The following is a 21,830-nucleotide window of genomic DNA, read 5'->3' on the forward strand; positions in this document are numbered from 1 at the left end:
ACGAACGCGCCAATTGTTGCGACAAACCGCTTCCGTTACCTGCAAGAACAACAATCAGGGGAGTGAAGCCGATGATTATGGAAATGCGTGTCTATCGCTGTTTGCCGGGCCGTCTGCCGGCGCTGATGAAGCGCTTCGATACGCTGACGCTGAAATTGTGGGACAAGCACGGGATCAAGCAGGCCGGTTTCTACACCACGCTGATCGGCACCTCCAACCAGGAACTGACCTATTTCGTCGCCTGGGACTCGCTCGCCGACCGTGAAAAGAAATGGACGGCATTTCAGTCCGATCCCGATTGGATCGCCGGCCGCGCCAAGAGCGAAGAGGACGGCCAGATCATCGACAACATCGTCAGCCAGTTGCTGGTGCCGACGGCGTTCTCGTCGGTGAAGTAACCTTGCGTGCAACCCTGATATTCCGGGGTTAAACAGGGTTGATCCTGATGGCGCGGACCGGCATGGTCCGCGTCAGGCAAGAAGGAAATGCCCTTGAACGCGAACATTTCTGCTGCGCACATTGTGACGGTAGGCCCGGTCAAATTCGGCAATGCTTTGCCGATTTCGATCATCGCCGGGCCATGCCAGCTCGAAAGCCGCAGCCATGCCCTTGAAGTGGCGAGCGCGCTGAAAGAGATCGCAGGGCGCCTCGGAATCGGGCTCGTCTACAAGACGTCGTTCGACAAGGCCAACCGCACCAGCGTCTCCGCTGCGAGAGGCATTGGCCTTGCGCAAGCTTTGCCGATCTTCGCCGAGATACGCGCTTCGATCGGACTGCCCGTGCTCACCGACGTGCACGAGTCCGCGCAATGCGCGGAGGTGGCGCAGGCGGTGGACGTGCTGCAGATCCCAGCTTACCTGTGCCGGCAGACTGATCTGCTGCTGGCGGCGGCCGCGACCGGCAAGGTTGTCAACGTCAAGAAGGGGCAATTCCTGGCGCCGGGGGACATGGCGAACGTCGTCAGCAAGATCACTGCCGGCGGCAATCCGAACGTGCTGGTCACCGAGCGCGGCGCTTCCTTTGGTTACAATACGCTGGTCTCGGATATGCGCGCGCTGCCGATCATGGCGCGCACCACCGGCGCGCCCGTGATTTTCGACGCTACCCATTCGGTGCAGCAGCCGGGCGGGCAGGGCGCCTCGTCGGGCGGCGAGCGCGAATTCGTGCCGGTGCTGGCCCGCGCGGCGGTCGCGGCCGGGGTGGCCGGCGTGTTCATCGAAACCCACCCCGATCCTGATAATGCACCGTGCGACGGACCCAACATGGTGCCGCTGCGCGAGTTCGAAGCCCTGGTGAAGACCCTGATGGGGTTCGATGCGCTCGCCAAAAGCCTAACTGCCAACAGCACGGCGCGCTGATGGCGCGGGCCATGCAGTGACCGCAGCAACCAACCGCCTGCCGCCAGCCCTCAACATCATCACGCTTGCGACCTTTGCGGCCAGCCTGTCGGCGCGCGCGCTCGATCCCGTCCTGCCGCATGTTGCCGAAGATTTTGGCGTCAGCATCGCTACCGCCGCCGGTTTTGCCGCCGTGTTCGCCTTCACATTTGCAGTCATCCAGCCGGTCCTCGGCGCGGCAGCCGACATGTTCGGCAAGGCGCGTTTGATGGTCGTCTGCCTGGTACTGCTTGGCATTGCGAACATCCTCGGCGCGTTGGCGACGTCGTTCTGGCTGCTGTTCGCCTCGCGAATCCTCGCCGGTATCGGCTCCGGCGGCGTGTTTCCGGTGGCGCTCAGTCTGACCAGCGATCTGGTCGGCCCCGAGAAAAGGCAGCTTGCGATCGGCCGCACGCTGATGGGCTCCATGACCGGCAACCTCTTGGGCGCATCCGTTTCAGGCCTGATCGGTGATTTCCTGGGCTGGCGCGGCGTGCTTGCCGTGCTCGGCATTCTGGTCATTGTGGCTTCGGTTGCGGTGGCTGCCGGGTTTCGCGGCGCTGCGCTGACGCGCCCCCCCAAAACGAACCTGTCGGCACTCAGGCACGGTTACCGCACCATCTTTTCCAATCCCAACGCGTTCTGTTATGCGGCGGTGTTTATCGAAGGCTGCTGCGTGCTGGGACTGTTCCCCTTCATTGCATCGTTTCTGTTTGATTTGGGGGAAACCCGCCTGTCGGTCGCCGGCATCGTGATCGCGGGCTTCGCGGTCGGCGGGCTGATCTACACGATGACGATTTCGCGATTCCTGCCGCGGCTTGGGGTCAACGGCATGATGATCGCGGGCGCGACGTTGGTGGCGTCACAACTCACCGTCGCGGCGTTCGGTCCGGGCGCAACGGCCCAGGCCTTGAGCCTGCTGTTCATGGGTTGGGGCTTCTACATGATCCACGGCTGCCTGCAGGTGTTTGCCAGCGAGCTGTCGGTCGAAGCGCGCGCGACGGCGCTGTCGCTGCACTCGTTCTTCTTTTTCATGGGCCAGACGCTCGGCCCCATCGCCTACGGCTTCGGCATCCAGCATGCCGGCAAGGTGCCGACCTTGCTCACCGCCGCGGCCATCATGGTCGCGCTCGGAATTGCCTGCGCGCGGCTGTTGAAGCAGACCCGGCCGGCGGACGCGCGGCCGGGCTAGCTTCGGATCGAGCCCTCGCTATTCCATCTTGATTCCCGCGTCGGTGATCACCTTGCGCCAGCGCGCGATCTCTTCAGTGACGAAGCCACGGAATTCCTCAGGGCTGGTGCCCATCGGCACGATGCCCTGTTCGACCAGTTTTGCCTGCAATGCGGGGTCGGCCAGCGCCTTCCTGGCCTCGGCGGAGACGCGGTCGACGATCTCCTTTGGCGTGCCGGCCGGTGCGATGATTCCGGCCCAGGTGCCGGACACGAAATCCGGTACGCCCTGTTCCGCCATCGTCGGCACGTCGGGCGCCGCCGGAATGCGCTCTTTCGCGGTGACGACGATCGCCTTGGCGTTCCCGGAGCGCACCTGCGGCATCAGCGGACCAACGATGTCGAACATCACGTTGATCTGCCCGCCGACGGTGTCCTGCAGCGCGCCGGCCGTGCCCTTGTAGGGAATGTGCTGCATTTTGATGCCGGTGCGGCTCATGAACATCTCCATGGTGAGATGTGCCGCAGCGCCGATGCCGCTCGACGCAAAATTGAGCTCGCCCGGCTTGGCCTTCGCGAGCGCGATCAGCTCTTTCAAATTGTTCGCCGGCACGGAAGGGTGCGCGATCATGATCAGCGGTGCGACGCTCATCAGCGAGACGTAGCTGAAGTCCTTCAGCGTGTCGTAGGGCAGCTTTGGATTGAGCGTGGCGTTGGCCGCATGCGCCGCGATCACGGTGCCGAAGGTGTAGCCGTCGGGTGCGGCCTTGGCGACGACGTCGGTGCCGATGATGGCGTTGGCGCCGGGCTTGTTCTCGAAGACGATGGGCTGGCCGAGCGCATCGGAGATTTTTTGCCCGACGAGGCGGGCCATCAAATCGGTGTAGCCGCCCGGCGTGTAGGGGACGACCATGCGGATCGACCGGTTAGGCCAGCCTTGGGCCCCAGCGCTGCCTGCGCAGTTCAGCAGAAGCGCGAACGCTGCAAGAGCGCGGAATAGATATTTCATGATGTCGCTTCCTCAACAGGGCCAGCGTCTGAAATGCGCGGCGCTTCCTGCAGGCAGGCTACATCATCTGGATGTGAGTGAGATAGGTGTCGAGGCAACGTCTCTTGTTGCACAGGGTGCATGGCTCGCTGGCTGACTTGCGTGCGCAATGCATGCTGGAGTGCACGTGCGACGGCTCAGAAGCAATTGGTTCGCGCCCTGGCAGCGTCGCCTCGCGCTAATTTCCCATCGCCTGCGCCAGCAAGGCCTGCGCCTGCCTGGTCGCTTCGGCAAATGACGGCTGCTGCGGCGCGCGCTCGGTAAAGCATTTCTTGTAGGCGTCTTCGCCCTTTTGCCTGAGATCGCCGAGCTTGTCGTAGGCCTTGCTGTCGATCCGCTTGGACTGCAGATCGTCAGCAGCCTTGTCGGCCTTCTTGTCGTACTCCGCCTTGATCGCAACGCAGGCCGGGACCTCCACCTTGGGCCTGATCGATCCATAGGCGACATAGACCTTGCCGTTGGCCCGCGCTGAAACGAACACTTCGTCCGCCGCCTCAGGCACGGCGTCCTGGGTGCGCCCGGCCAGCATCGCAAAGGCAAAGGTGGTGGAGCCGGGTTTGACGATCGGCAATTCGTTGAAGTTCACGACCGCCGCATCCGTCGAGATCGCCTGGGTGTAGAAGCTTTCGTCCTTGAGGGCGGCGCCGATCTGTTGCGGCACGTTCTTGAGTTTCTTGCCCCACCAGTCCTTGTGTGCGCGCAGCCAGCGCTCGAACAGCGGCTGCGTCGTCACGATGATATGAGACTTCGGCTCGACATAATGTCCGTCGCGGCCATTCTGGCCGGCCTTCTCGCCGTTGTCGCCCAACTCGGAGTCGAAGCGCACGCCGTCGAGCAGGCCAAAGCCCATGTCGCCCTTGGACAAGGCATCGAGGTTGAGCTTGGCCGCTCCAAATCCCTTGCGAGCGGATTCGGCGACGATCGGCGCGAGCTTCGCCAAGAGATCAGCGCGCAGCGATTCCGTCAGCTTGAAGGCCTCGTCGTCCTTCTTGTCCGCGTACATTTTCGTGATTTTCGCGATCGCGGCGTCGCGGGCCGCGATGTAGCGATCCTCCGGTGAGGCAGGCGCGGCGTTGGCGCTTGCAATGGTCCCGAGGACGCATGAAGCGGCGGCAAGTCGGATGATGGCGGCGAAGGGCTTTTGCATGGGCGGTTGTCGGGATCACCGGCCGTAAGGTTCAACCCCGGCCGCGATAGGGCGCGACCCCCTGGTCGGGGACCCATACCCCCTTGGGCAGTTTGCCGGTCTGCCAGAACACGTCGATCGGGATGCCGCCGCGCGGATACCAGTAGCCGCCGATGCGCAACCATTTGGGCTTGATCTCGGCCGCGATCCGCTTGCCGATGGAAACCGTGCAATCCTCATGGAACGCGCCATGATTGCGAAAACTCGCGACATAGAGTTTCAGCGATTTGGATTCCAACAGCCATTGGCCCGGCACGTAATCGATCATCAGATGGGCGAAATCCGGCTGTCCGGTGATCGGGCAGAGCGAAGTGAATTCGGGCGCCGTGAACCGCACCAGATAATTGGTGTCCTTTTGCGGATTGGGCACCCGGTCCAGCGTTGCTTTTTCTGGGCTGTCGGGCCATTCCACGGCGCGGCCGAGCTGCAATGATTTTTTCGCCATGATGATCGTCCTGTTGCGACCGCTGACATGGACGCATCAGGCGTAGCCGTCAACCGTCAGCGCGAGGCGGGATCCGAGAGAAAGCGCGCCAGCGCCTTGCGCTCGGCGGCATCCTCGATGCCGCGCATCGACATCCACAGCCCCGGAAACATCTCGGCTGGATCGGCCAGGAAACTTTCCAGGCGCGGCGTATCCCAGCGCAAACCATCATCGCGCGCCTTGCGCAGCACCGGCGAATAGTCGAACGCCGGATCGCCGGCGACGACACGTCCGGCCACGCCGGCAAGATTGGGGCCGGGCAGGTCGCGCTCGGTGGGATCAAGGCTGTGGCAGGCCCGGCAAGGCGCGAACAGCCGCGCGCCGTTTTCGTCCGCCGAGGCGGAAGCAGCAGCCAGCATCGGCAGCAGCGACAGGAACGCGAACCATTTCACGCAGGCGCGACCGTCTGGATCACGACTAGGCGGTTGGTGCCGGACTCGCCGCCCCAGGTCTCGCCGGACTTGCCGTCGAGCTGCCGCACATTCGCGCCGGCCTTATCGCTCGGGAACGCGTTGAATTTCTCGGTCACGGGATCGAAGCGCACGATCGCGTTGGCGCCGAAATCGGTGACCCAGACCTTGTCCTTGTCGTCGACATAGACCGCGTAAGTGCGCGGGTTGTCGCCGGGCAGCTTCCAGGCCTTCCAGGAGCCATCAGAAGGATCGTGCATCGACACGTTGCCGCTGTTCCATTCGCTGACCCAGATCCGGCCCTTCGAATCCGACCACACCCGGCGCGCGCCCTGGTTGGGCGTCGGCGGGTCCACCACGGTGGCATTGCCGGTTGCGGGATCGATTTTCGCGATGTGGTTGCCGGCGAGCGAGGCGTACCAGATGTCACCCTTCGGTGTGATGGTCATGCCATAGGTGCCGCGGCCGCGCGGCGACTTGAAGACCGTCATGTCGCCCGATTTCGGGTCGAGCCGGCCATAGATGCCGGACTGGCCGGTGAACCAGTAGATGCCGTTCTTGTCGAACACGGCGGTGTTGAGGTTGGCATAGGCCTCGTTCTCGGGCAGGCGAAACAGCGTCACCTTGTGATCGCTGGGGTCGACGCGGGCGATCGCATTCTGCCCGCCTTCGGTGACCCAGGGCGCGCCATCGGGGCCGATGATGACGCCATGGGGAGCGGCGCCCTTGCCGAGGTCGATCAGCTTGTACGAGCCGTCGCGCGGATCGAGCCGCCCCAGCGTGCCGTTGCGCTGGCCGCAGAACCACATCGTGCCATCGGGCGCCGGCGTGACGTCGCGCGAGCCCATGCCTGCGGCGACCGGATAATATTTGACCCGGAACGGGCTCTCCTGGGCATCCGCAAAGCGCGCAAGCGCAGGCGTGGCTAAAATTCCGGCAGCGGAAGTTTTGAGAAACTGGCGGCGATTCATTGCGTTACCCCGGTTCTTGAACGAGAAGGTTTGGACGCGAAGATCAACCCTGGATCAGCATAGTCTTACCACATTGGCCCGTCAGTCGAAGCCACCAGACTAGCCGTTCACATTTGCTTGCGCGCCGTGTAAGACGCGCCCAAATCCAGCCCCGGAACCATCCAGGAAAGTGCAAGACATGACCGCCATCATCGACATCATCGGCCGCGAAATCCTCGACAGCCGTGGCAATCCCACCGTTGAAGTCGATGTGGTGCTGGAAGACGGCTCGATCGGCCGCGCCGCGGTGCCCTCTGGCGCCTCCACTGGCGCCCATGAGGCGGTGGAACTGCGGGACGGCGACAAGAAGCGTTATCTTGGCAAGGGCGTGCTGAAGGCGGTCGAGGCCATCAACGGCGAAATCTTCGAGGCGCTCGCCGACCGTCCGGTCGAGGAGCAGGTTCAGATCGATCAGATCATGATCGATCTCGACGGCACGCCCAACAAGAGCCGGTTAGGTGCCAACGCCATCCTCGGCGTTTCCCTGGCCTGCGCCAAGGCGGCCGCGGAATCCTTCGACATGCCGCTCTATCGCTATGTCGGCGGCACCTCGGCGCGCACTTTGCCGGTGCCGATGATGAACATCATCAATGGCGGCGCGCACGCTGACAACCCGATCGACTTCCAGGAATTCATGATCCTGCCGGTGGGGGCGGCGAGTTTCGCCGAGGCGCTGCGCTGTGGCGCTGAAATCTTCCACACCCTGAAGGGCGAACTGAAGAAGGCCGGCCACAACACCAATGTCGGCGACGAGGGCGGTTTCGCGCCCAACCTGCCGTCGGCGGATGCCGCGCTCGAATTCGTCGTCAGCGCGATCGGCAAGGCCGGCTACAGCGCGGGCAGCGACGTCATGCTTGGCCTCGATTGCGCCGCGACCGAGTTCTTCAAGGACGGCAATTACGTCTATGGCGGCGAGAACAAGACCCGTTCGCGCTCCGAACAGGCGAAATATCTCGCCGATCTCGTCGCGCGCTACCCAATCGTCACGATCGAGGACGGCATGTCGGAAGACGACATGGACGGCTGGAAGGAATTGACCGACCTCGTCGGCAAGAAGTGCCAGCTGGTCGGCGACGATCTGTTCGTCACCAACGTCACAAGGCTCGCCGATGGCATCAAGAACGGCCGCGCCAACTCGATCCTGATCAAGGTCAACCAGATCGGCACGCTGACCGAAACGCTGTCCGCCGTCGAACTGGCTCACAAATACGGCTACACCTCGGTCATGTCGCATCGCTCCGGCGAGACCGAGGATTCCACCATCGCCGACCTCGCGGTCGCCACCAATTGCGGCCAGATCAAAACCGGATCATTGGCGCGCTCCGACCGCACCGCCAAGTACAATCAATTGCTGCGCATCGAGCAGCAGCTCGGCGCGCAGGCGAAGTATGCGGGGCGGGCGGCGCTGAAGGCGCTGGTTTAAGGTTAACGCGCGGCTGCAAGCCGGCCGGCGCGTTTGCTGGCCGGCTTTCTCGCGGCAAGCTGCGGCTTTGCCCCAGCCCGAGGCTTTGCCCCAGCCTGCGGCTTCGCCGCGCTGGGCCTGGCCTGCGCAACCTGTTTCTGCCGCTTTTTCACCTCGGCACTGGCCGTCCTCGTCCCGCCGCGGCGAGAAACATATTCAGGGCCGTCGATCGGGCCGACATGCGGTGGATCGAAGCGGAGATAGGGCCGGCCGATCCCGTACTGCTTTCCGTTCGCATCGACCCATTTCCAGAACGCTTCGGTCGAAGCCCATCGCTGCGCGCGGTTGGCGCCGTTGACGCTCACGATGTCGGCGGCAAGCCCGCGGCCATAGCCGCCGCGCAGACTGCCGCCGTGAAACGACCGGTTGGCCGCCGCCTTCAGGCCGCTTGCGATTGATTGGCGGTAGTCGTCGCGGAAGGCGCTGGTGATGCCCGGCTGCAGCCCTGCGTTCTCCGCCGCCTGCAGCATATAAAACAGTTTGAGTTTGAAGCTCTTGTCCATGCCGCCGATCACGTAGTCGCTCATCGACATGCCCACGCGTTCCGCCGCGTTCGGATCCTTCCAGGTGAAATCGTTTTCGACCAGCTTGGTAAAGCTTCTGGTGACCGTCACCATTTTGCCTTTCCGCTTGATCTCCACCTTCCGCTTCTCGGTCTCCTTGATGGTGTCTTCCTTGGGCGTCCGCTCATAAAGCGCGAACAGATATTGATCGATGCAGCGCTCTGCCACCAGGCACTCGCCGACGATATCGAGGCGGCTTGGAGCAGCCCGGGTTTCCTGAGGCCGAATGTCTTGAGGCAGAGCGTCTTGAGGCAGGGTGTCTTGCGGCAGCGCGGCTTGAGGCAACGGATCGGTAGGGCCTGCCGTTGCCGTCTGCACGGACGGCGTTTCCGCTGGCAGGATGTGCGCGGGATCACCGAGCGATGCGACGACGAATTTTTTTGGTTCCGGCGCAGCCGCGGTTGCTTCGGCGACGGGCTTCGTCTCGGCGGCCGGCTCCATATCGGCGGCGGGCTTCACATCGGTTACGAAATTCGCCACGAGGTCGGCCGCGGCTGCCACTTCGGGCGTATCGGGCGCGACATAGTTCAGTGCAATGGCCTGGCTCGTTGCAATGGCTTGCGGCGTGTTGGTTGCTTGCGGCGTGTTGGTTGCTTGCGGCGCATGGATTGCTTGCGGCGCATGGGTTTGCGGCGCGACAGTTGCGTCAATGCTGGCGGTCAGCGACGGCGCAAGGCGGTCCACGGCGTGCGCGACAGCGGAGTTCTCAAGGCGAGGCGAGGCCGTGCAGGTCAGGCTGACGAAAGCCCAGCCCGCGATGATGGTGGCTGGATAAAACGCAATCGCCAGCGCTGCTGATCGCCGCGGGTTCAAGATCCCTGCCTCCGAAGGCCCCAAATCGAGCCAGGTTGCACAGCCAAGTATCCGACGCCGTAGATGTTTCGCCGCCAAATGTGGACGCGCAAGGGCGGATATTACAGATTTTTGAACAATTTGGGAACCGTTGCCGGCGTGCAACGCACCGCTGGAGGCCGGTGAGCGTGCCTCTGGAGCGGATCGCCGGGTGCCGGGCCTGGCTGAGCCCGTTAGGTGCGGCTGGACATCATTGCTATCAGCGACCATATCGCCAATGGTTCTGGACGAGTAAAGCGCGGATCGGCAACGCCGAACCGCCGGCAGGGAGGAAGTAAGCATGAGTGACGGCAAGACCGGGCTGCAACTGCGTTCGCTACTGAAGAAGAGCGGTGAACTCGAGCTATCGCTGGCCAGCGTCCCGACTCCAGAACCGGCCGACGACGAAGTCGTGGTCCGCGTCGAGGCCTCGCCGATCAATCCGTCCGACCTCGGGCTTCTGATCGGCCCCGCCGACATGTCGACGGCCAAGGTCTCCGGCACCAAGGACCAGCCGGTGGTCACCGCAAAAATGCCGGAAGCCGTGATGCGGATGATGGGGGCGCGGCTCGATCAGTCGCTGCCGGTCGGCAATGAGGGCGCCGGCACCGTGATCCGGACCGGATCGTCGGATGCCGCCAAGGCGCTGATGGGCAAGACGGTCTCGATCATCGGCGGCGCGATGTATTCGCAGTATCGCACCATGAAGGTGAGGGACGTGATGGAGCTGCCCGCCGGCACCACCGCTGCCGACGGCGCGTCCTGGTTTGTCAATCCGCTGACCGCGCTCGGCATGACCGAAACCATGCGGCGTGAAAATCACAAGGCGCTGGTGCATACGGCAGCCGCCTCGAACCTCGGCCAGATGCTCAACAAGATCTGCATCAAGGACGGCATCGGCCTCGTCAACATCGTGCGCAGCAAGGAGCAGGCCGATATCCTGCACAAGATCGGCGCCAAATATGTCGTCGATTCCACCGCCGACGGCTTCATGGACAATCTCACCAACGCGTTGGTGGAAACCGGCGCCACGATCGCGTTCGATGCCATCGGCGGCGGCAAGCTTGCGAGCCAAATCCTCACAAGCATGGAGGTCGCGGCCAACAAGACCGCCAAGGAATACAGCCGCTACGGCTCGAATGTGTTTAAGCAGGTCTATATCTACGGCAGCCTCAACACCGGTCCGACCGAGTTGACCCGCGCGTTCGGCTTGACCTGGGCTGTCGGCGGCTGGCTGCTCACGCCGTTCCTGCAAAAGATCGGCCCGGCCGACATCGGCAAATTGCGCCAGCGCGTTGCTTCCGAACTCAAGACCACGTTTGCCAGCCACTACACCAAGGTGGTGTCGCTGCAGGAGACGCTCGATCTCGCCAATATCGACGTCTACAACAAGCGCGCCACCGGCGAGAAATTCCTGATCAATCCGAGCAAGGGCTGATAAAGGTCCCGCCAGCACAAACAGGCCGTCCGCACGGGCGGCCTGTTTTGCTTAGCCTCAGTTACGCGAACGCTGCGTTTCCAAAACTGCACATTTCATGCACTTGCATGGTTCCACCGATCTGGCGTAAGTGAGCGTCGGCGCTTCAGCTTCAAAAGGGAATTCCAATGGCTCACACCATCGTCACCATCGTCGGCTCGCTCCGCAAGGAGAGCTTTTCGCTCAAGATCGCCAATGCCCTGGCCAAGCTCGCGCCGGCCTCGCTGAAGCTCGACGTCACGACGCTGGAGGGAATTTCCTTCTTCAACCAGGATCTGGAAGCCGCCCCGCCGGCCGATTGGCTCGCGTTCCGCGAAAAACTGCAGAAGTCGAACGGCGTGCTGTTCGTGACGCCGGAATATAACCGTTCGATCCCGGGCGTCCTGAAGAACGCCATCGACGTCGGCTCGCGCCCCTATGGCAAGAGCTCGTTCCTCGGCAAGCCGGTCGGCATCGTCAGCAACTCGCCGGGCGCGCTCGGCGGCGTCAGCGCGGCCAAGCACCTGCAGAACATCCTGCCGGGGATCACCGGTCCGATTCTCGGCCAGCCCGAGATCTACCTGAACGGCGTCGGCGACGCCTTCGACGACAAGGGCGCGCTCACCAAGGAAACGCTGCAGAAGACGCTGCAGCAGTACATCGATGCGTTCGCGGCCTTTATCGAGAAGCAGAACCGCTAAGCGGTTTCACCGTCATTGCGAGCGAAGCGAAGCAATCCATAGCCCTAAAAAGGAAGAATGGATTGTTTCGTCGCAGTCGCTCCCTTGCGCAAACGCTGCGCGTTTGTCGCAGGCAATGACGGGGGCATGATTTGTGCCCCGAGTCCGTCATCTTAGGATTCCATTAACCTGACCGTCGCATCTTGGCGTCATGGTCTCCCGCACCCGACTGAAATCGATACTGACCGGGCTCGCCCTCTACACGATGGCGGCGCTGATGGTCGGCTATTTCGGCGTCAACGCCTATACCGGCAAATACGGGCTGAACGCGCGGCAGGAGCTCGATCAGGAGATCATCGCGCTGACGTCCGAACTGGCGCGGCTGAAGCGGGAACGGGCCCAGGGCGAGCAGCGCGTTTCGCTGCTCCGCTCAGACCGGGTTGACCCCGACATGCTGGACGAGCGCGCACGCTTCCAGCTCGACTACGCCAACCCCCGCGACCTGATCAAGGTCCTCAAGCCGAACTGAGTTTCAATCTGTTACCCCGAACACCGCCGTCGTCCCCGGGATGAACGCAATTGCGTTCACCCGTAGGTGCGCGCGTTTGCGCGCCTCGAAGGACGGGCCGCGGGCACAGTCATCCTTCGAGGCTCGCTACGCTCGCACCTCCAGCGATAATGGCGGGAGCCATTACGCGGGGATGACGGAGAGATTTCGCAAATTTCAAAAAACTGCAAAATCAGTTTCAAAAATGTCGCGCCGCGTTGCACTGCGGCATAGCAATATTTTCTCCAGCGCACGCAATCCTTTCACGGCGGTTTGAGTTGGGTTAGAGAGGCTGATCTTCTCTCTCATCCGGAATTGCCATGGCCGTACCCAAAAAAACCGTCACCAAGGAAGCAGGGCAGGAAAATGGGAAAGAGAAAGGTCAACAGAAGGGCTTCGGCGCCCCACCGGAATTCACCAAGGCGCAGGAACTGGCAGCCCTTCGGGATATGCTGCTGATCCGCCGTTTCGAGGAAAAGGCCGGCCAGCTCTACGGCATGGGCGCGATCGGCGGCTTCTGCCATCTCTATATCGGCCAGGAAGCCATCGTGGTCGGCATGCAGATGGCCCTGAAAAAGGGCGATCAGGTCATAACTGGATACCGCGACCACGGGCATATGCTGGCCTGCGGCATGGAAGCCAAGGGCGTGATGGCCGAACTGACCGGACGCCAGGGCGGCTATTCCAAGGGCAAGGGCGGCTCCATGCACATGTTCAGCAAGGAGCAGAATTTCTACGGCGGCCACGGCATCGTCGGCGCCCAGGTTTCGCTCGGAACGGGTTTGGCCTTCGCCAACCGCTACCGCGGCAATGATTTCGTCAGCCTCGCTTATTTCGGCGACGGCGCCTCCAACCAGGGGCAGGTCTATGAGAGCTTCAACATGGCGGAGCTCTGGAAGCTGCCGGTGATCTACATCATCGAGAACAACCGCTACGCCATGGGCACGTCGGTGACGCGCTCGTCCGCCCAGACCGATTTCTCCAAGCGCGGCATTTCCTTCAACATCCCCGGCGAGCAGGTCGATGGCATGGACGTGCGTGCGGTGAAGGCCGCCGGCGACAAGGCGGTGGCCCATTGCCGCGCCGGCAAGGGGCCGTTCATCCTGGAAATGCAGACCTATCGCTACCGCGGCCACTCGATGTCGGATCCGGCGAAGTACCGGACCCGCGAGGAGGTCGAAAAGGTCCGCCACGACCAGGATCCGATCGAGCAGGTGCGCAATCGCCTGCTGGCGGCCAAGGTCACCGAGCAGGAATTGAAAGCCATCGACGCCGAGGTGCGCGAGATCGTCAACGAGTCGGCGGATTTCGCCCAGCGCGATCCCGAGCCCGATGCGTCGGAGCTCTGGACCGATGTCTATCGTTGAAACGCGTCCAACGACGTAGCGCAGAACAAAACTAAAGAGTGATCCCGGGAGCTGATATGCCCATTCAAGTATTGATGCCTGCGCTTTCGCCAACCATGGAGAAGGGCAACCTTGCCAAATGGCTGAAGAAGGAAGGCGAGACGATCAAGTCGGGCGATGTCATCGCCGAGATCGAAACCGACAAGGCGACGATGGAAGTCGAGGCGACCGATGAGGGCACGCTCGGCAAGATATTGATCCCGGAAGGCACCAACGACGTCGCGGTCAACACGCCGATCGCGACCATTTTGGCCGACGGCGAGAGCGCCGCCGATCTCGGCAAGGCCGCAGCACCGGCTCCCGCGCCCAGTGTCGCCAAGGAAGTCGAGGAGTCCCGCTCGCCGGTCGGCGAAGGCAAGCCGATGATCTCGGCGCCGAAGGCGACCGCGGCACCCGCTGCCGTGGCCGAGCCCGATCCGGAAGTGCCTGAGGGCACCGAGATGATCTCCCAGACCATCCGCGAAGCGCTGCGCGACGCCATGGCCGAAGAGATGCGGCGCGACCCCGACGTGTTCATCATGGGCGAAGAGGTCGCCGAGTATCAGGGCGCCTACAAGGTAACGCAGGGCTTGCTCCAGGAATTCGGCGCCAAGCGCGTGATAGATACGCCGATCACCGAGCATGGTTTTGCCGGCGTCGGCGTCGGCGCTGCGATGTCAGGCCTGAAGCCGATCGTCGAATTCATGACGTTCAATTTCGCGATGCAGGCGATCGACCAGATCATCAATTCGGCGGCCAAGACGCTCTACATGTCCGGCGGCCAGATGGGCTGCTCGATCGTGTTCCGCGGCCCCAACGGCGCCGCGTCCCGCGTCGCGGCCCAGCACAGCCAGGATTATTCGGCCTGGTACTCGCAGATTCCGGGATTGAAAGTGGTCGCGCCGTTCTCGGCCGCTGACTACAAGGGCTTGCTGAAAGCTGCGATCCGCGATCCCAACCCGGTGATCTTCCTCGAAAACGAGATGCTGTACGGCCACACCGGCGAAGTCCCGAAACTTGACGACTACGTGATCCCGATCGGCAAGGCGCGGATCGTCCGCTCCGGTAGCCACGTCACGCTGATCTCCTGGTCGAACGGCATGAGCTACGCGCTCAAGGCGGCCGATGAGCTGGCAAAAGAAGGCATCGAGGCCGAGGTGATCGACCTGCGCACGCTGCGCCCGATGGACACCGATACCATCATCGCCTCGGTCAAGAAGACCGGCCGCGCGGTCACGGTGGAGGAGGGCTGGCAGCAGAGCGGCGTCGGCGCCGAGATCGCCGCCCGCATCATGGAGCACGCCTTCGACTATCTGGATGCGCCGGTGGCGCGGGTGTCGGGCAAGGACGTGCCGATGCCCTATGCGGCGAATTTGGAAAAGCTCGCATTGCCCAATGTCGCCGAGGTGGTCGCCGCCGCCAAAGCCGTTTCATACCGGTAGACTCCGATGGCCGGTCCCAAGGAGCAACCCTTACCGCCCGATGTCATCGGTCGCGACGACGCGATCGAGGTGCTGCGCGCCTTCGTGGTCGATGGCGGGCTCTCGATCGCGTTCCAGCGGGCGTTCGAGGAGCCGGATATGTGGGGCCTGCTGCTGGTCGATATCGCGCGCCATGCGGCGAGGGCCTATGCGCGCGAAAGCGGCCACACCGAGGACGAGGCGCTGGCGCGTATCGTCGAAATGTTCGAAGCCGAAATAAATCGGCCGACTGACGTGGGTAATACCACGCTGCGGTCGCAACAGGGTCACTGACAATGCCGATCAACATTTTGATGCCCGCGCTGTCGCCGACGATGGAAAAGGGCAACCTTGCCAAGTGGCTCAAGAAAGAGGGCGACAAGGTCAAGTCCGGCGACGTGATCGCCGAGATCGAGACCGACAAGGCGACGATGGAAGTCGAGGCCGTCGACGAGGGCACGATCGCGAAAATCCTGGTGCCTGAAGGCACGCAGGACGTTCCCGTCAACGACATCATCGCGGTGCTGGCCGGCGATGGCGAGGACGTGAAGGCGGCCGGAGCCGCGCCTGCGCCGGCTGCAAAAGCGGCTCCTGCACCCGCTGCAGCACCAGCCGCGGCCGCATCCGCGCCAAAGCCCGCAGCAACCGGGCCGACGCAGGCGGCGGCTTCCGCCCCGCAAGCCGCAACGCCTCAAGCCAATGGCCACGCCCGCGTGTTCTCGTCACCGCTTGCCCGGCGCCTCGCCAAGGAAGCCGGCATCGAACTCGGCCGTATCAACGGTTCGGGCCCGCATGGCCGCATCGTCGCGCGCGACGTCGAAGGAGCCAAATCCGGCAAGGGCCTCAAGGCGCCGGCGGCTGCGCCTGGCGCCGCTCCGAGCATCGCGCCCGCGATGTCGGATAAGCAGATTCTCGCGCTGTTCGAAGAAGGCTCCTACGAAATCGTACCGCATGACGGCATGCGCCGTACCATTGCCCAGCGCCTGACCGCGGCCACGCAGAGCGTTCCGACCTTCTACCTCACCATCGACTGCGATATCGGACGGCTGCTCGACGCGCGCGAGCAGATCAATGCGGCGGCTCCCAAGGACAAGGAGAAGAAGCCGCTCTACAAGCTCTCGGTCAACGACTTCGTCATCAAGGCGCTCGCCGTCGCGCTCCAGCAGGTGCCGGATTGCAATGTCAGCTGGACCGAAGCCGGAATGGTCAAGCACAAGCATTCCGACATCGGCGTCGCCGTGGCGATGCCCGGCGGCCTTATTACGCCGATCATCCGCAATGCGGAGAGCAAGTCGCTGTCGACCATCTCGAACGAGATGAAGGATCTCGCGGCCCGCGCGCGGACGCGAAAACTCAAGCCCCAGGAATATCAGGGCGGTACGTCATCCGTTTCCAACCTCGGCATGTTCGGCATCAGTCATTTCACGGCCGTGATCAATCCGCCGCAGTCGACGATCCTCGCGGTCGGTGCCAGCGAGGAGCGGGCGGTGGTGCGCAACGGCAAGATCGAGGCCGCGCACGTGATGAGCGCGACACTGTCCTGCGACCACCGCGCCATCGACGGCGCGCTCGGCGCCGAGTTGATCGGCGCCTTCAGGCGGCTGATCGAAAACCCTGTGATGATGATGGTGTGACCATCGTCATTGCGAGCGCAGCGAAGCAATCCATTTCACCGCCGGAAACATGGATTGCTTCGCCGCAAGTGCACCTCGCAATGACGGAAGCGAATAGTCCGGTTGAATGATGAGAATGAGCGCATGGCCGACACTTCCTTTGACGTCATCATCATCGGCTCCGGCCCCGGCGGCTATGTCACGGCGATCCGCGCCGCCCAGCTCGGGTTCAAGACCGCGATCGTCGAGAAATCATACCTCGGCGGCATCTGCCTGAACTGGGGCTGCATCCCGACCAAGGCGCTGTTACGCTCGGCGGAAATCTACCACTACATGCAGCACGCCAAGGATTACGGGCTGTCGGCGGACAACATCTCCTACGACCCGAAGGCCGTGGTGCAGCGCTCGCGCGGGGTTTCAAAGCGCCTCAATGACGGCGTCGGCTTCCTGATGAAGAAGAACAAGGTTTCGATCATCTGGGGCGATGCCTCGATCGACACGCCGGGCAAGGTCACGGTGAAGAAATCCGCGGTCGAGGCGCCGAAAGGTACCTTGGGCGAGGGCGCCTATCAGGCCAAGCACATCATCCTTGCGACCGGCGCGCGGCCGCGCGTGCTGCCGGGGCTGGAGCCTGACAAGAAACTGGTGTGGACCTATTTCGAGGCGATGGTGCCGGACAAGATGCCGAAGTCGCTTCTTGTCGTCGGCTCCGGCGCGATCGGCATGGAATTCGCTTCGTTCTTCCGCACCATGGGCTCCGACGTAACGGTCGTCGAAGTGCTGCCGCAGATCCTGCCGGTGGAAGACGCCGAAATATCGAAGTTCGCCCACAAGGCGTTCGAGAAGCAGGGCATCAAGCTCCTCACCAATACCAAAGTCACAAAACTCGACAAGAAGAGCGACAGCGTCATTGCCACCATCGACGACGGCAAGGGCAAGACGCAGAGCATCGAAGTCGACCGGGTGATTTCAGCCGTCGGCGTCGTCGGCAATATCGAAAACCTCGGGCTGGAAAAGCTCGGCGTCAAAACCGATCGCGGCTGCGTGGTGATCGACGGCTATGGCAAGACCAACGTGCCCGGCATCTACGCCATCGGCGATGTCGCAGGCCCCCCGATGCTGGCGCACAAGGCCGAGCATGAGGGCGTGGTCTGCATCGAGGCGATCAAGGGCCTGCATCCGCACGCGATGGACAAGAACCTCATTCCCGGCTGCACCTATTGCCACCCGCAGGTCGCCTCCGTCGGCCTCACCGAAGCGAAGGCGAAAGAGGGCGGCCGCGAAATCCGCGTCGGGCGTTTCCCGTTCGTCGGCAACGGCAAGGCGATCGCGCTCGGCGAGGATCAGGGCCTGGTCAAGGTGATCTTCGACAAGAAAACCGGCCAGTTGCTCGGCGCCCACATGATCGGCGCCGAAGTCACCGAACTGATCCAGGGCTACGTCGTGGCGATGAATTTGGAGACGACGGAAGAAGAACTGATGCACACGATCTTCCCGCATCCGACGCTGTCCGAAATGATGAAGGAAGCGGTGCTCGATGCCTATGGCCGCGTGCTGAACATGTAGGATGCTATGCGCATCAAAACGCTCGAGAGCCCTATCGGTAATGAGCGCGTGCTGATTTCGCAGCGATCGGACGGCCGGTATACCTTCCGGATGCAATGGCGTTCCGCAGCCTTGGCCGCTTTGCGAACTTCGAATGCGCCACACCCCGACGGTCCAATCGGAGATTCGTCAAATACAGACGAGGCAGAAGAAGGGTGGGGACGGCCAGGCCCCGATTGCGGAATTTATGACTCAGCAGATACGGCCGAGACCGAGGCACGACAGCGTGTGCCGTGGCTCAATCGCCAATTCCACTGAAGCATGAGAAGAATTCAGCCGAAAAACAAGAAAGAACAACGCCCGTGAAAGACAACGACAACCTGACCATCGAACGTCCGACGTTCGTGACCCATCTCGAATGCGCGATGGAAGGCGATCATTATCCCGCCGACCAGATCCACAATCTGTCGAAGGCGAACAAGCCGCTCTTGGTGCGTTACGATCTCGCCGGCGTGAAGAAGGCTTTGACAAAAGACGCGCTGGCGCAGCGGCCGGCGGACATGTGGCGCTACCGCGAGATGCTGCCGGTGCGCAAGGTCAGCGACATCGTCAGCCTCGGCGAGGTCACGACGCCGCTGATCCGGCTGCCGAAGCTCGGCAAGAAGCTCGGCGGCGGCGAGATCATCGTCAAGGACGAGGGCCGTCTCCCCACTGGTTCGTTCAAGGCCCGCGGCCTCGTGATGGCGGTGTCGATGGGCAAGGCGCTCGGCATCAAGCACATGGCGATGCCGACCAACGGCAATGCCGGCGCGGCGCTCGCCGCCTACGCCACCTCCTGCGGCATCAAGACCACGATCTTCTGCCCGGCCGATACGCCGGAAGTGAACGTCAGCGAAATCGAGCTGCAGGGCGCCACGGTTTACCGCGTCAACGGCCTGATCGATGATTGCGGCAAGATCGTCGGCGAAGGCAAGGCCAAGGCGGGCTGGTTCGACACTTCGACCCTGAAGGAGCCGTACCGGATCGAAGGCAAGAAGACGATGGGGCTGGAGCTCGCCGAGCAGCTCGGCTGGGAAGTGCCCGACGTGATCTTCTATCCGACCGGCGGCGGCACAGGCCTGATCGGGATGTGGAAGGCGTTTGCCGAACTCGAGGCCATCGGCTTCATCGGTTCAAAACGTCCGCGGATGGTGGCGGTGCAGGCCTCGGGCTGTGCGCCGATGGTGCGCGCCTTCGAGAACGGCACCGAGCACGCGCCGCGCTGGGAGGACGCCCACACGATTGCATCGGGTATTCGCGTGCCGCAGGCGGTCGGAGATTTTCTGATCCTGCGCGCGGTCCGCGAGAGCAAGGGTTTCGCCATTGCGGTCGATGACGAGAAGATTTCTGCTGCACTCAATGAAGTTGCGCGCGAGGAAGGCTTTTTGTTGTGTCCGGAGGGTGCTGCGACCTATGCTGCCTACCAGCAAAGCCTTGCCGACGGCCGCGTCACGAAAAATGATCGCGTGATGCTGTTCAATTGCGCGACAGGGCTTAAGTATCCGTTGCCGCCGGTCACGCGCACGCTCGATCGTCATCAGCCGATCGACTACGCGCAATTTTAGGCCGTCATTGCGAGCGAAGCGAAGCAATCCATAGAGCGGCACCAGAAGCATGGATTGCTTCGTCGCTTCGCTCCTCGCAATGACGGCGAAAACGTTTTTGAGGGGAGAGCGCGATGCGAAGATTACTTCTGACGGTGCTTGCGGTACTAGCGTTCGGCGGCGCCGCGGTCGCGCAGAATTTCCCCTCGCGTCCCATCACCATCATCGTGCCGTTCTCCGCCGGCGGTCCGTCGGACGTGATGGCGCGAATCCTGGCCGAGCGCATGAAGACGACGCTCGGCGAGGTCGTCCAGATCGAGAATGTCACCGGCGCCGCCGGTTCGATCGGCGTTGGCCGCGCGGTGCGGTCACCCCCTGACGGCTACACCATCAGCTTCGGCCATCTCGGCACCCACGTGGCCAACGGCGCGATCTACAACAAGCTCGGCTACGACCTCGTCACCGATCTCGAGCCGGTGGTGCTGTTGCCGAGCAACACCATGATCGTCGTCAGCAAGAATGCGGTTCCGGCGAAATCGCTGGGCGAGTTGCTGGCGTGGCTGAAGGCGAGGCCCGAGCCGGCCGCGACCGGTACCGCTGGCGCCGGATCGGGCAGTCACATCGCCGGGCTCTATTTCGAGAACGTCACCGGCATCAAGCTGCAGTATGTGCCGTATCGCGGCACCGGGCCTGCGATGAACGACCTCGTCGCCGGACAGATCGACATGATCGTCGATCAGCTCTCCAATTCGATCAACCAGGTGCGTGCCGGAACGATCCGCGGCTATGCCGTCACCGATACCAAGCGCTCGGAATCCGCAGCCGACATCCCGACCGCCGAAGAGGCGGGCCTGCGCGGATTTCACATGACACTGTGGTCGGGCCTGTGGGTACCGAAGGGCACGCCCAAGGAAATCGTCACCAAACTGAATGCCGCCGCCGTGGAGGCGCTGAACGATCCGGCGGTGCGCAAGCAGCTCGAAAACCTCGGCCTGCAAATGACGCCGAAGGACAAGCTGACACCCGAAGCGCTTGGTGAGTGGCAGAAGGCGGAAATCGCAAAATGGTGGCCGATGATCAAGGCCGCCAACGTCAAGGTCGATTGAGCCGGCTCAATCCTGCCGCAGGCGCTCCTGCAAGAACTCGATAAACCGTTGCGTTTTCGCCGGCAGCAGACGTGTCTCGGTGATGGCGTGGACGAGGATTGGCGTGGCCTGCCACGGCGGCAGTACGCGGCGCAGCCGTCCCTCGGCGATGTCCTCCACGACGATTTCTTCGGCCAGCATAGCGATGCCGAGATCGAGCGTCGCCAGGCGCCGGATCATGCCGATGCTGTTGACCAGGAACCGGCCGCCGACGGCGATCTCGATTTCCTTGGTTTCGTCTTCCAGCGTCCAGATGGTGTTTCTCGGCATTCGTAGACACTCATGTCGCGCCAGATCGGTCGGCTCGTTCGGCTCGCCCGCGAGTTGGAGGTAACGCGGCGAGGCGTAGAGGTAGCGTGGAACACGGGCCAACTGGCGCGCGATCAGGGTTGAGTCCGGCAGCTCTCCCATACGGATTGCCACATCGAACGGCTCGGTCACCAGATCGACTCGCCGTGGCGTGAGGTCGAATTCGAAGCTGATGCCGGGATAACGCCGGGAGAACTCGGCGATGTGCGGCGCCAGGTAAGCCGTGGCAAAATCTACCGGCAGCGAGACGCGCAACACGCCGCTCGGCTGCGCCAGCATCTCGCCGAGTTGTTCGTGTGCGAGCCGCGCCTCGTCGACGATGCGCTTGCAGCGCTCGAAATACAGCAGGCCGGCTTCCGTCAATTCGACCCGGCGCGTCGTGCGATGCAGAAGGCGCAGCCCGATCGCTTTCTCCAGGCCGCTGATCCGACGTGACAGCGTCGAGTTCGGCATCCCGATCGTCGCCGCAGCCCGGCGGAAGCTGCGGGCTTTTACGACCTCGACGAACAGCGCCATGTCGTTCAGCAGTTCCATCTATTGCTCCACCATTGGATCAATCATTTCAAT

The 21,830-nt window shown here is 62.8% G+C and carries 22 protein-coding genes; 14 read left to right on the forward strand and 8 right to left on the reverse strand.

From position 1 onward, the window contains the following. Window positions 1-71 precede the first annotated feature (71 nt). From JQ641_RS04760 to JQ641_RS04770, 3 genes are all read left to right on the forward strand, one after another. The gene (locus tag JQ641_RS04760) at window positions 72-398 is read left to right on the forward strand and encodes an NIPSNAP family protein (protein WP_192739554.1); all 327 of its coding nucleotides are present in this window, start codon (window positions 72-74) and stop codon (window positions 396-398) included. A 93-nt stretch (window positions 399-491) separates the two neighbouring features. Beyond that, window positions 492-1,358 carry a 3-deoxy-8-phosphooctulonate synthase gene (gene kdsA, locus JQ641_RS04765; protein ID WP_211994658.1) on the forward strand — a complete coding sequence of 289 codons (867 nt, stop codon included), beginning with the start codon at window positions 492-494 and terminating at the stop codon, window positions 1,356-1,358. 16 nt (window positions 1,359-1,374) lie between these two features. After that, a complete protein-coding gene (locus tag JQ641_RS04770; RefSeq protein ID WP_211994659.1) occupies window positions 1,375-2,568 on the forward strand; it encodes an MFS transporter in 1,194 nt (397 codons plus the stop codon). Between the two features lie 18 nt (window positions 2,569-2,586). Here the strand turns inward: JQ641_RS04770 and JQ641_RS04775 are convergent, their stop codons facing one another. The 5 genes from JQ641_RS04775 to JQ641_RS04795 all read right to left on the reverse strand — a co-directional run bounded on the left by JQ641_RS04775 (window position 2,587) and on the right by JQ641_RS04795 (window position 6,645). Next, the gene (locus JQ641_RS04775; RefSeq protein WP_211994660.1) at window positions 2,587-3,555 is read right to left on the reverse strand and encodes a tripartite tricarboxylate transporter substrate binding protein; all 969 of its coding nucleotides are present in this window, start codon (window positions 3,553-3,555) and stop codon (window positions 2,587-2,589) included. 217 nt (window positions 3,556-3,772) lie between these two features. Further along, window positions 3,773-4,741 carry a hypothetical protein gene (locus JQ641_RS04780; protein ID WP_211994661.1) on the reverse strand — a complete coding sequence of 323 codons (969 nt, stop codon included), beginning with the start codon at window positions 4,739-4,741 and terminating at the stop codon, window positions 3,773-3,775. A 31-nt stretch (window positions 4,742-4,772) separates the two neighbouring features. Then, entirely contained in the window at window positions 4,773-5,225 is a 453-nt protein-coding gene (gene queF / locus JQ641_RS04785; protein WP_211994662.1) for a preQ(1) synthase, read from the reverse strand. Between the two features lie 56 nt (window positions 5,226-5,281). Continuing rightward, window positions 5,282-5,656 (reverse strand): c-type cytochrome, encoded by a 375-nt coding sequence (locus tag JQ641_RS04790; protein WP_211994663.1) that lies wholly within the window; start codon window positions 5,654-5,656, stop codon window positions 5,282-5,284. Then, a complete protein-coding gene (locus JQ641_RS04795) occupies window positions 5,653-6,645 on the reverse strand; it encodes a Vgb family protein (RefSeq protein WP_211994664.1) in 993 nt (330 codons plus the stop codon). Before JQ641_RS04795 ends, JQ641_RS04790 begins: the two co-directional genes overlap by 4 nt. Window positions 6,646-6,823: 178 nt before the next feature. Between JQ641_RS04795 and eno the strand changes: the two genes are divergently transcribed. Continuing rightward, on the forward strand, window positions 6,824-8,107 hold the full coding sequence (gene eno / locus JQ641_RS04800; protein ID WP_211994665.1) for a phosphopyruvate hydratase: 1,284 nt from the start codon (window positions 6,824-6,826) through the stop codon (window positions 8,105-8,107). Window positions 8,108-8,109: 2 nt separating this feature from the next. Here eno and JQ641_RS38825 read toward each other — a convergent pair whose 3' ends face one another. Further along, the gene (locus tag JQ641_RS38825) at window positions 8,110-9,150 is read right to left on the reverse strand and encodes a hypothetical protein (protein ID WP_502754928.1); all 1,041 of its coding nucleotides are present in this window, start codon (window positions 9,148-9,150) and stop codon (window positions 8,110-8,112) included. Window positions 9,151-9,841: 691 nt separating this feature from the next. On the opposite strand from JQ641_RS38825, the gene JQ641_RS04810 reads away from it, so the two are divergent. The 3 genes from JQ641_RS04810 to JQ641_RS04820 all read left to right on the forward strand — a co-directional run bounded on the left by JQ641_RS04810 (window position 9,842) and on the right by JQ641_RS04820 (window position 12,205). Continuing rightward, window positions 9,842-10,978 carry a zinc-binding dehydrogenase gene (locus JQ641_RS04810; protein ID WP_211994667.1) on the forward strand — a complete coding sequence of 379 codons (1,137 nt, stop codon included), beginning with the start codon at window positions 9,842-9,844 and terminating at the stop codon, window positions 10,976-10,978. A gap of 167 nt (window positions 10,979-11,145) precedes the next feature. Beyond that, window positions 11,146-11,697 (forward strand): NADPH-dependent FMN reductase, encoded by a 552-nt coding sequence (locus JQ641_RS04815; protein ID WP_211994668.1) that lies wholly within the window; start codon window positions 11,146-11,148, stop codon window positions 11,695-11,697. Between the two features lie 190 nt (window positions 11,698-11,887). Beyond that, a complete protein-coding gene (locus JQ641_RS04820) occupies window positions 11,888-12,205 on the forward strand; it encodes an FtsB family cell division protein (RefSeq protein WP_192739542.1) in 318 nt (105 codons plus the stop codon). A gap of 195 nt (window positions 12,206-12,400) precedes the next feature. Here JQ641_RS04820 and JQ641_RS38425 read toward each other — a convergent pair whose 3' ends face one another. Beyond that, a complete protein-coding gene (locus tag JQ641_RS38425; protein ID WP_283815158.1) occupies window positions 12,401-12,532 on the reverse strand; it encodes a hypothetical protein in 132 nt (43 codons plus the stop codon). A gap of 11 nt (window positions 12,533-12,543) precedes the next feature. Here JQ641_RS38425 and pdhA point away from each other — a divergent pair, with 11 nt between their 5' ends. The 7 genes from pdhA (at window position 12,544) to JQ641_RS04855 (ending at window position 20,915) form a co-directional block, all read left to right on the forward strand. Continuing rightward, entirely contained in the window at window positions 12,544-13,590 is a 1,047-nt protein-coding gene (pdhA, locus tag JQ641_RS04825) for a pyruvate dehydrogenase (acetyl-transferring) E1 component subunit alpha (protein ID WP_192739541.1), read from the forward strand. 56 nt (window positions 13,591-13,646) lie between these two features. Further along, window positions 13,647-15,050, forward strand: coding sequence for a pyruvate dehydrogenase complex E1 component subunit beta (locus JQ641_RS04830; protein ID WP_192739540.1), 1,404 nt, complete (start codon window positions 13,647-13,649; stop codon window positions 15,048-15,050). Between the two features lie 6 nt (window positions 15,051-15,056). Further along, window positions 15,057-15,362, forward strand: a complete 306-nt coding sequence (locus tag JQ641_RS04835) for a DUF5076 domain-containing protein (RefSeq protein WP_192739539.1) — start codon at window positions 15,057-15,059, stop codon at window positions 15,360-15,362. Between the two features lie 2 nt (window positions 15,363-15,364). Next, window positions 15,365-16,702: a pyruvate dehydrogenase complex dihydrolipoamide acetyltransferase gene (locus JQ641_RS04840; protein WP_211994669.1), complete on the forward strand. Its 1,338-nt coding sequence runs from the start codon at window positions 15,365-15,367 to the stop codon at window positions 16,700-16,702. Between the two features lie 123 nt (window positions 16,703-16,825). Then, a complete protein-coding gene (gene lpdA, locus JQ641_RS04845; protein ID WP_211994670.1) occupies window positions 16,826-18,247 on the forward strand; it encodes a dihydrolipoyl dehydrogenase in 1,422 nt (473 codons plus the stop codon). A 341-nt stretch (window positions 18,248-18,588) separates the two neighbouring features. After that, a complete protein-coding gene (locus JQ641_RS04850; protein WP_211994671.1) occupies window positions 18,589-19,830 on the forward strand; it encodes a threonine synthase in 1,242 nt (413 codons plus the stop codon). A gap of 113 nt (window positions 19,831-19,943) precedes the next feature. After that, entirely contained in the window at window positions 19,944-20,915 is a 972-nt protein-coding gene (locus JQ641_RS04855) for a tripartite tricarboxylate transporter substrate binding protein BugD (RefSeq protein ID WP_211994672.1), read from the forward strand. 6 nt (window positions 20,916-20,921) lie between these two features. On the opposite strand, the gene JQ641_RS04860 is transcribed toward JQ641_RS04855, so the two are convergent. Continuing rightward, entirely contained in the window at window positions 20,922-21,797 is an 876-nt protein-coding gene (locus tag JQ641_RS04860; RefSeq protein ID WP_211994673.1) for a LysR family transcriptional regulator, read from the reverse strand. Window positions 21,798-21,830 lie beyond the last annotated feature (33 nt).

It is taken from the genome of Bradyrhizobium sp. JYMT SZCCT0180, assembly GCF_018130165.1.
GTDB lineage: Bacteria > Pseudomonadota > Alphaproteobacteria > Rhizobiales > Xanthobacteraceae > Bradyrhizobium.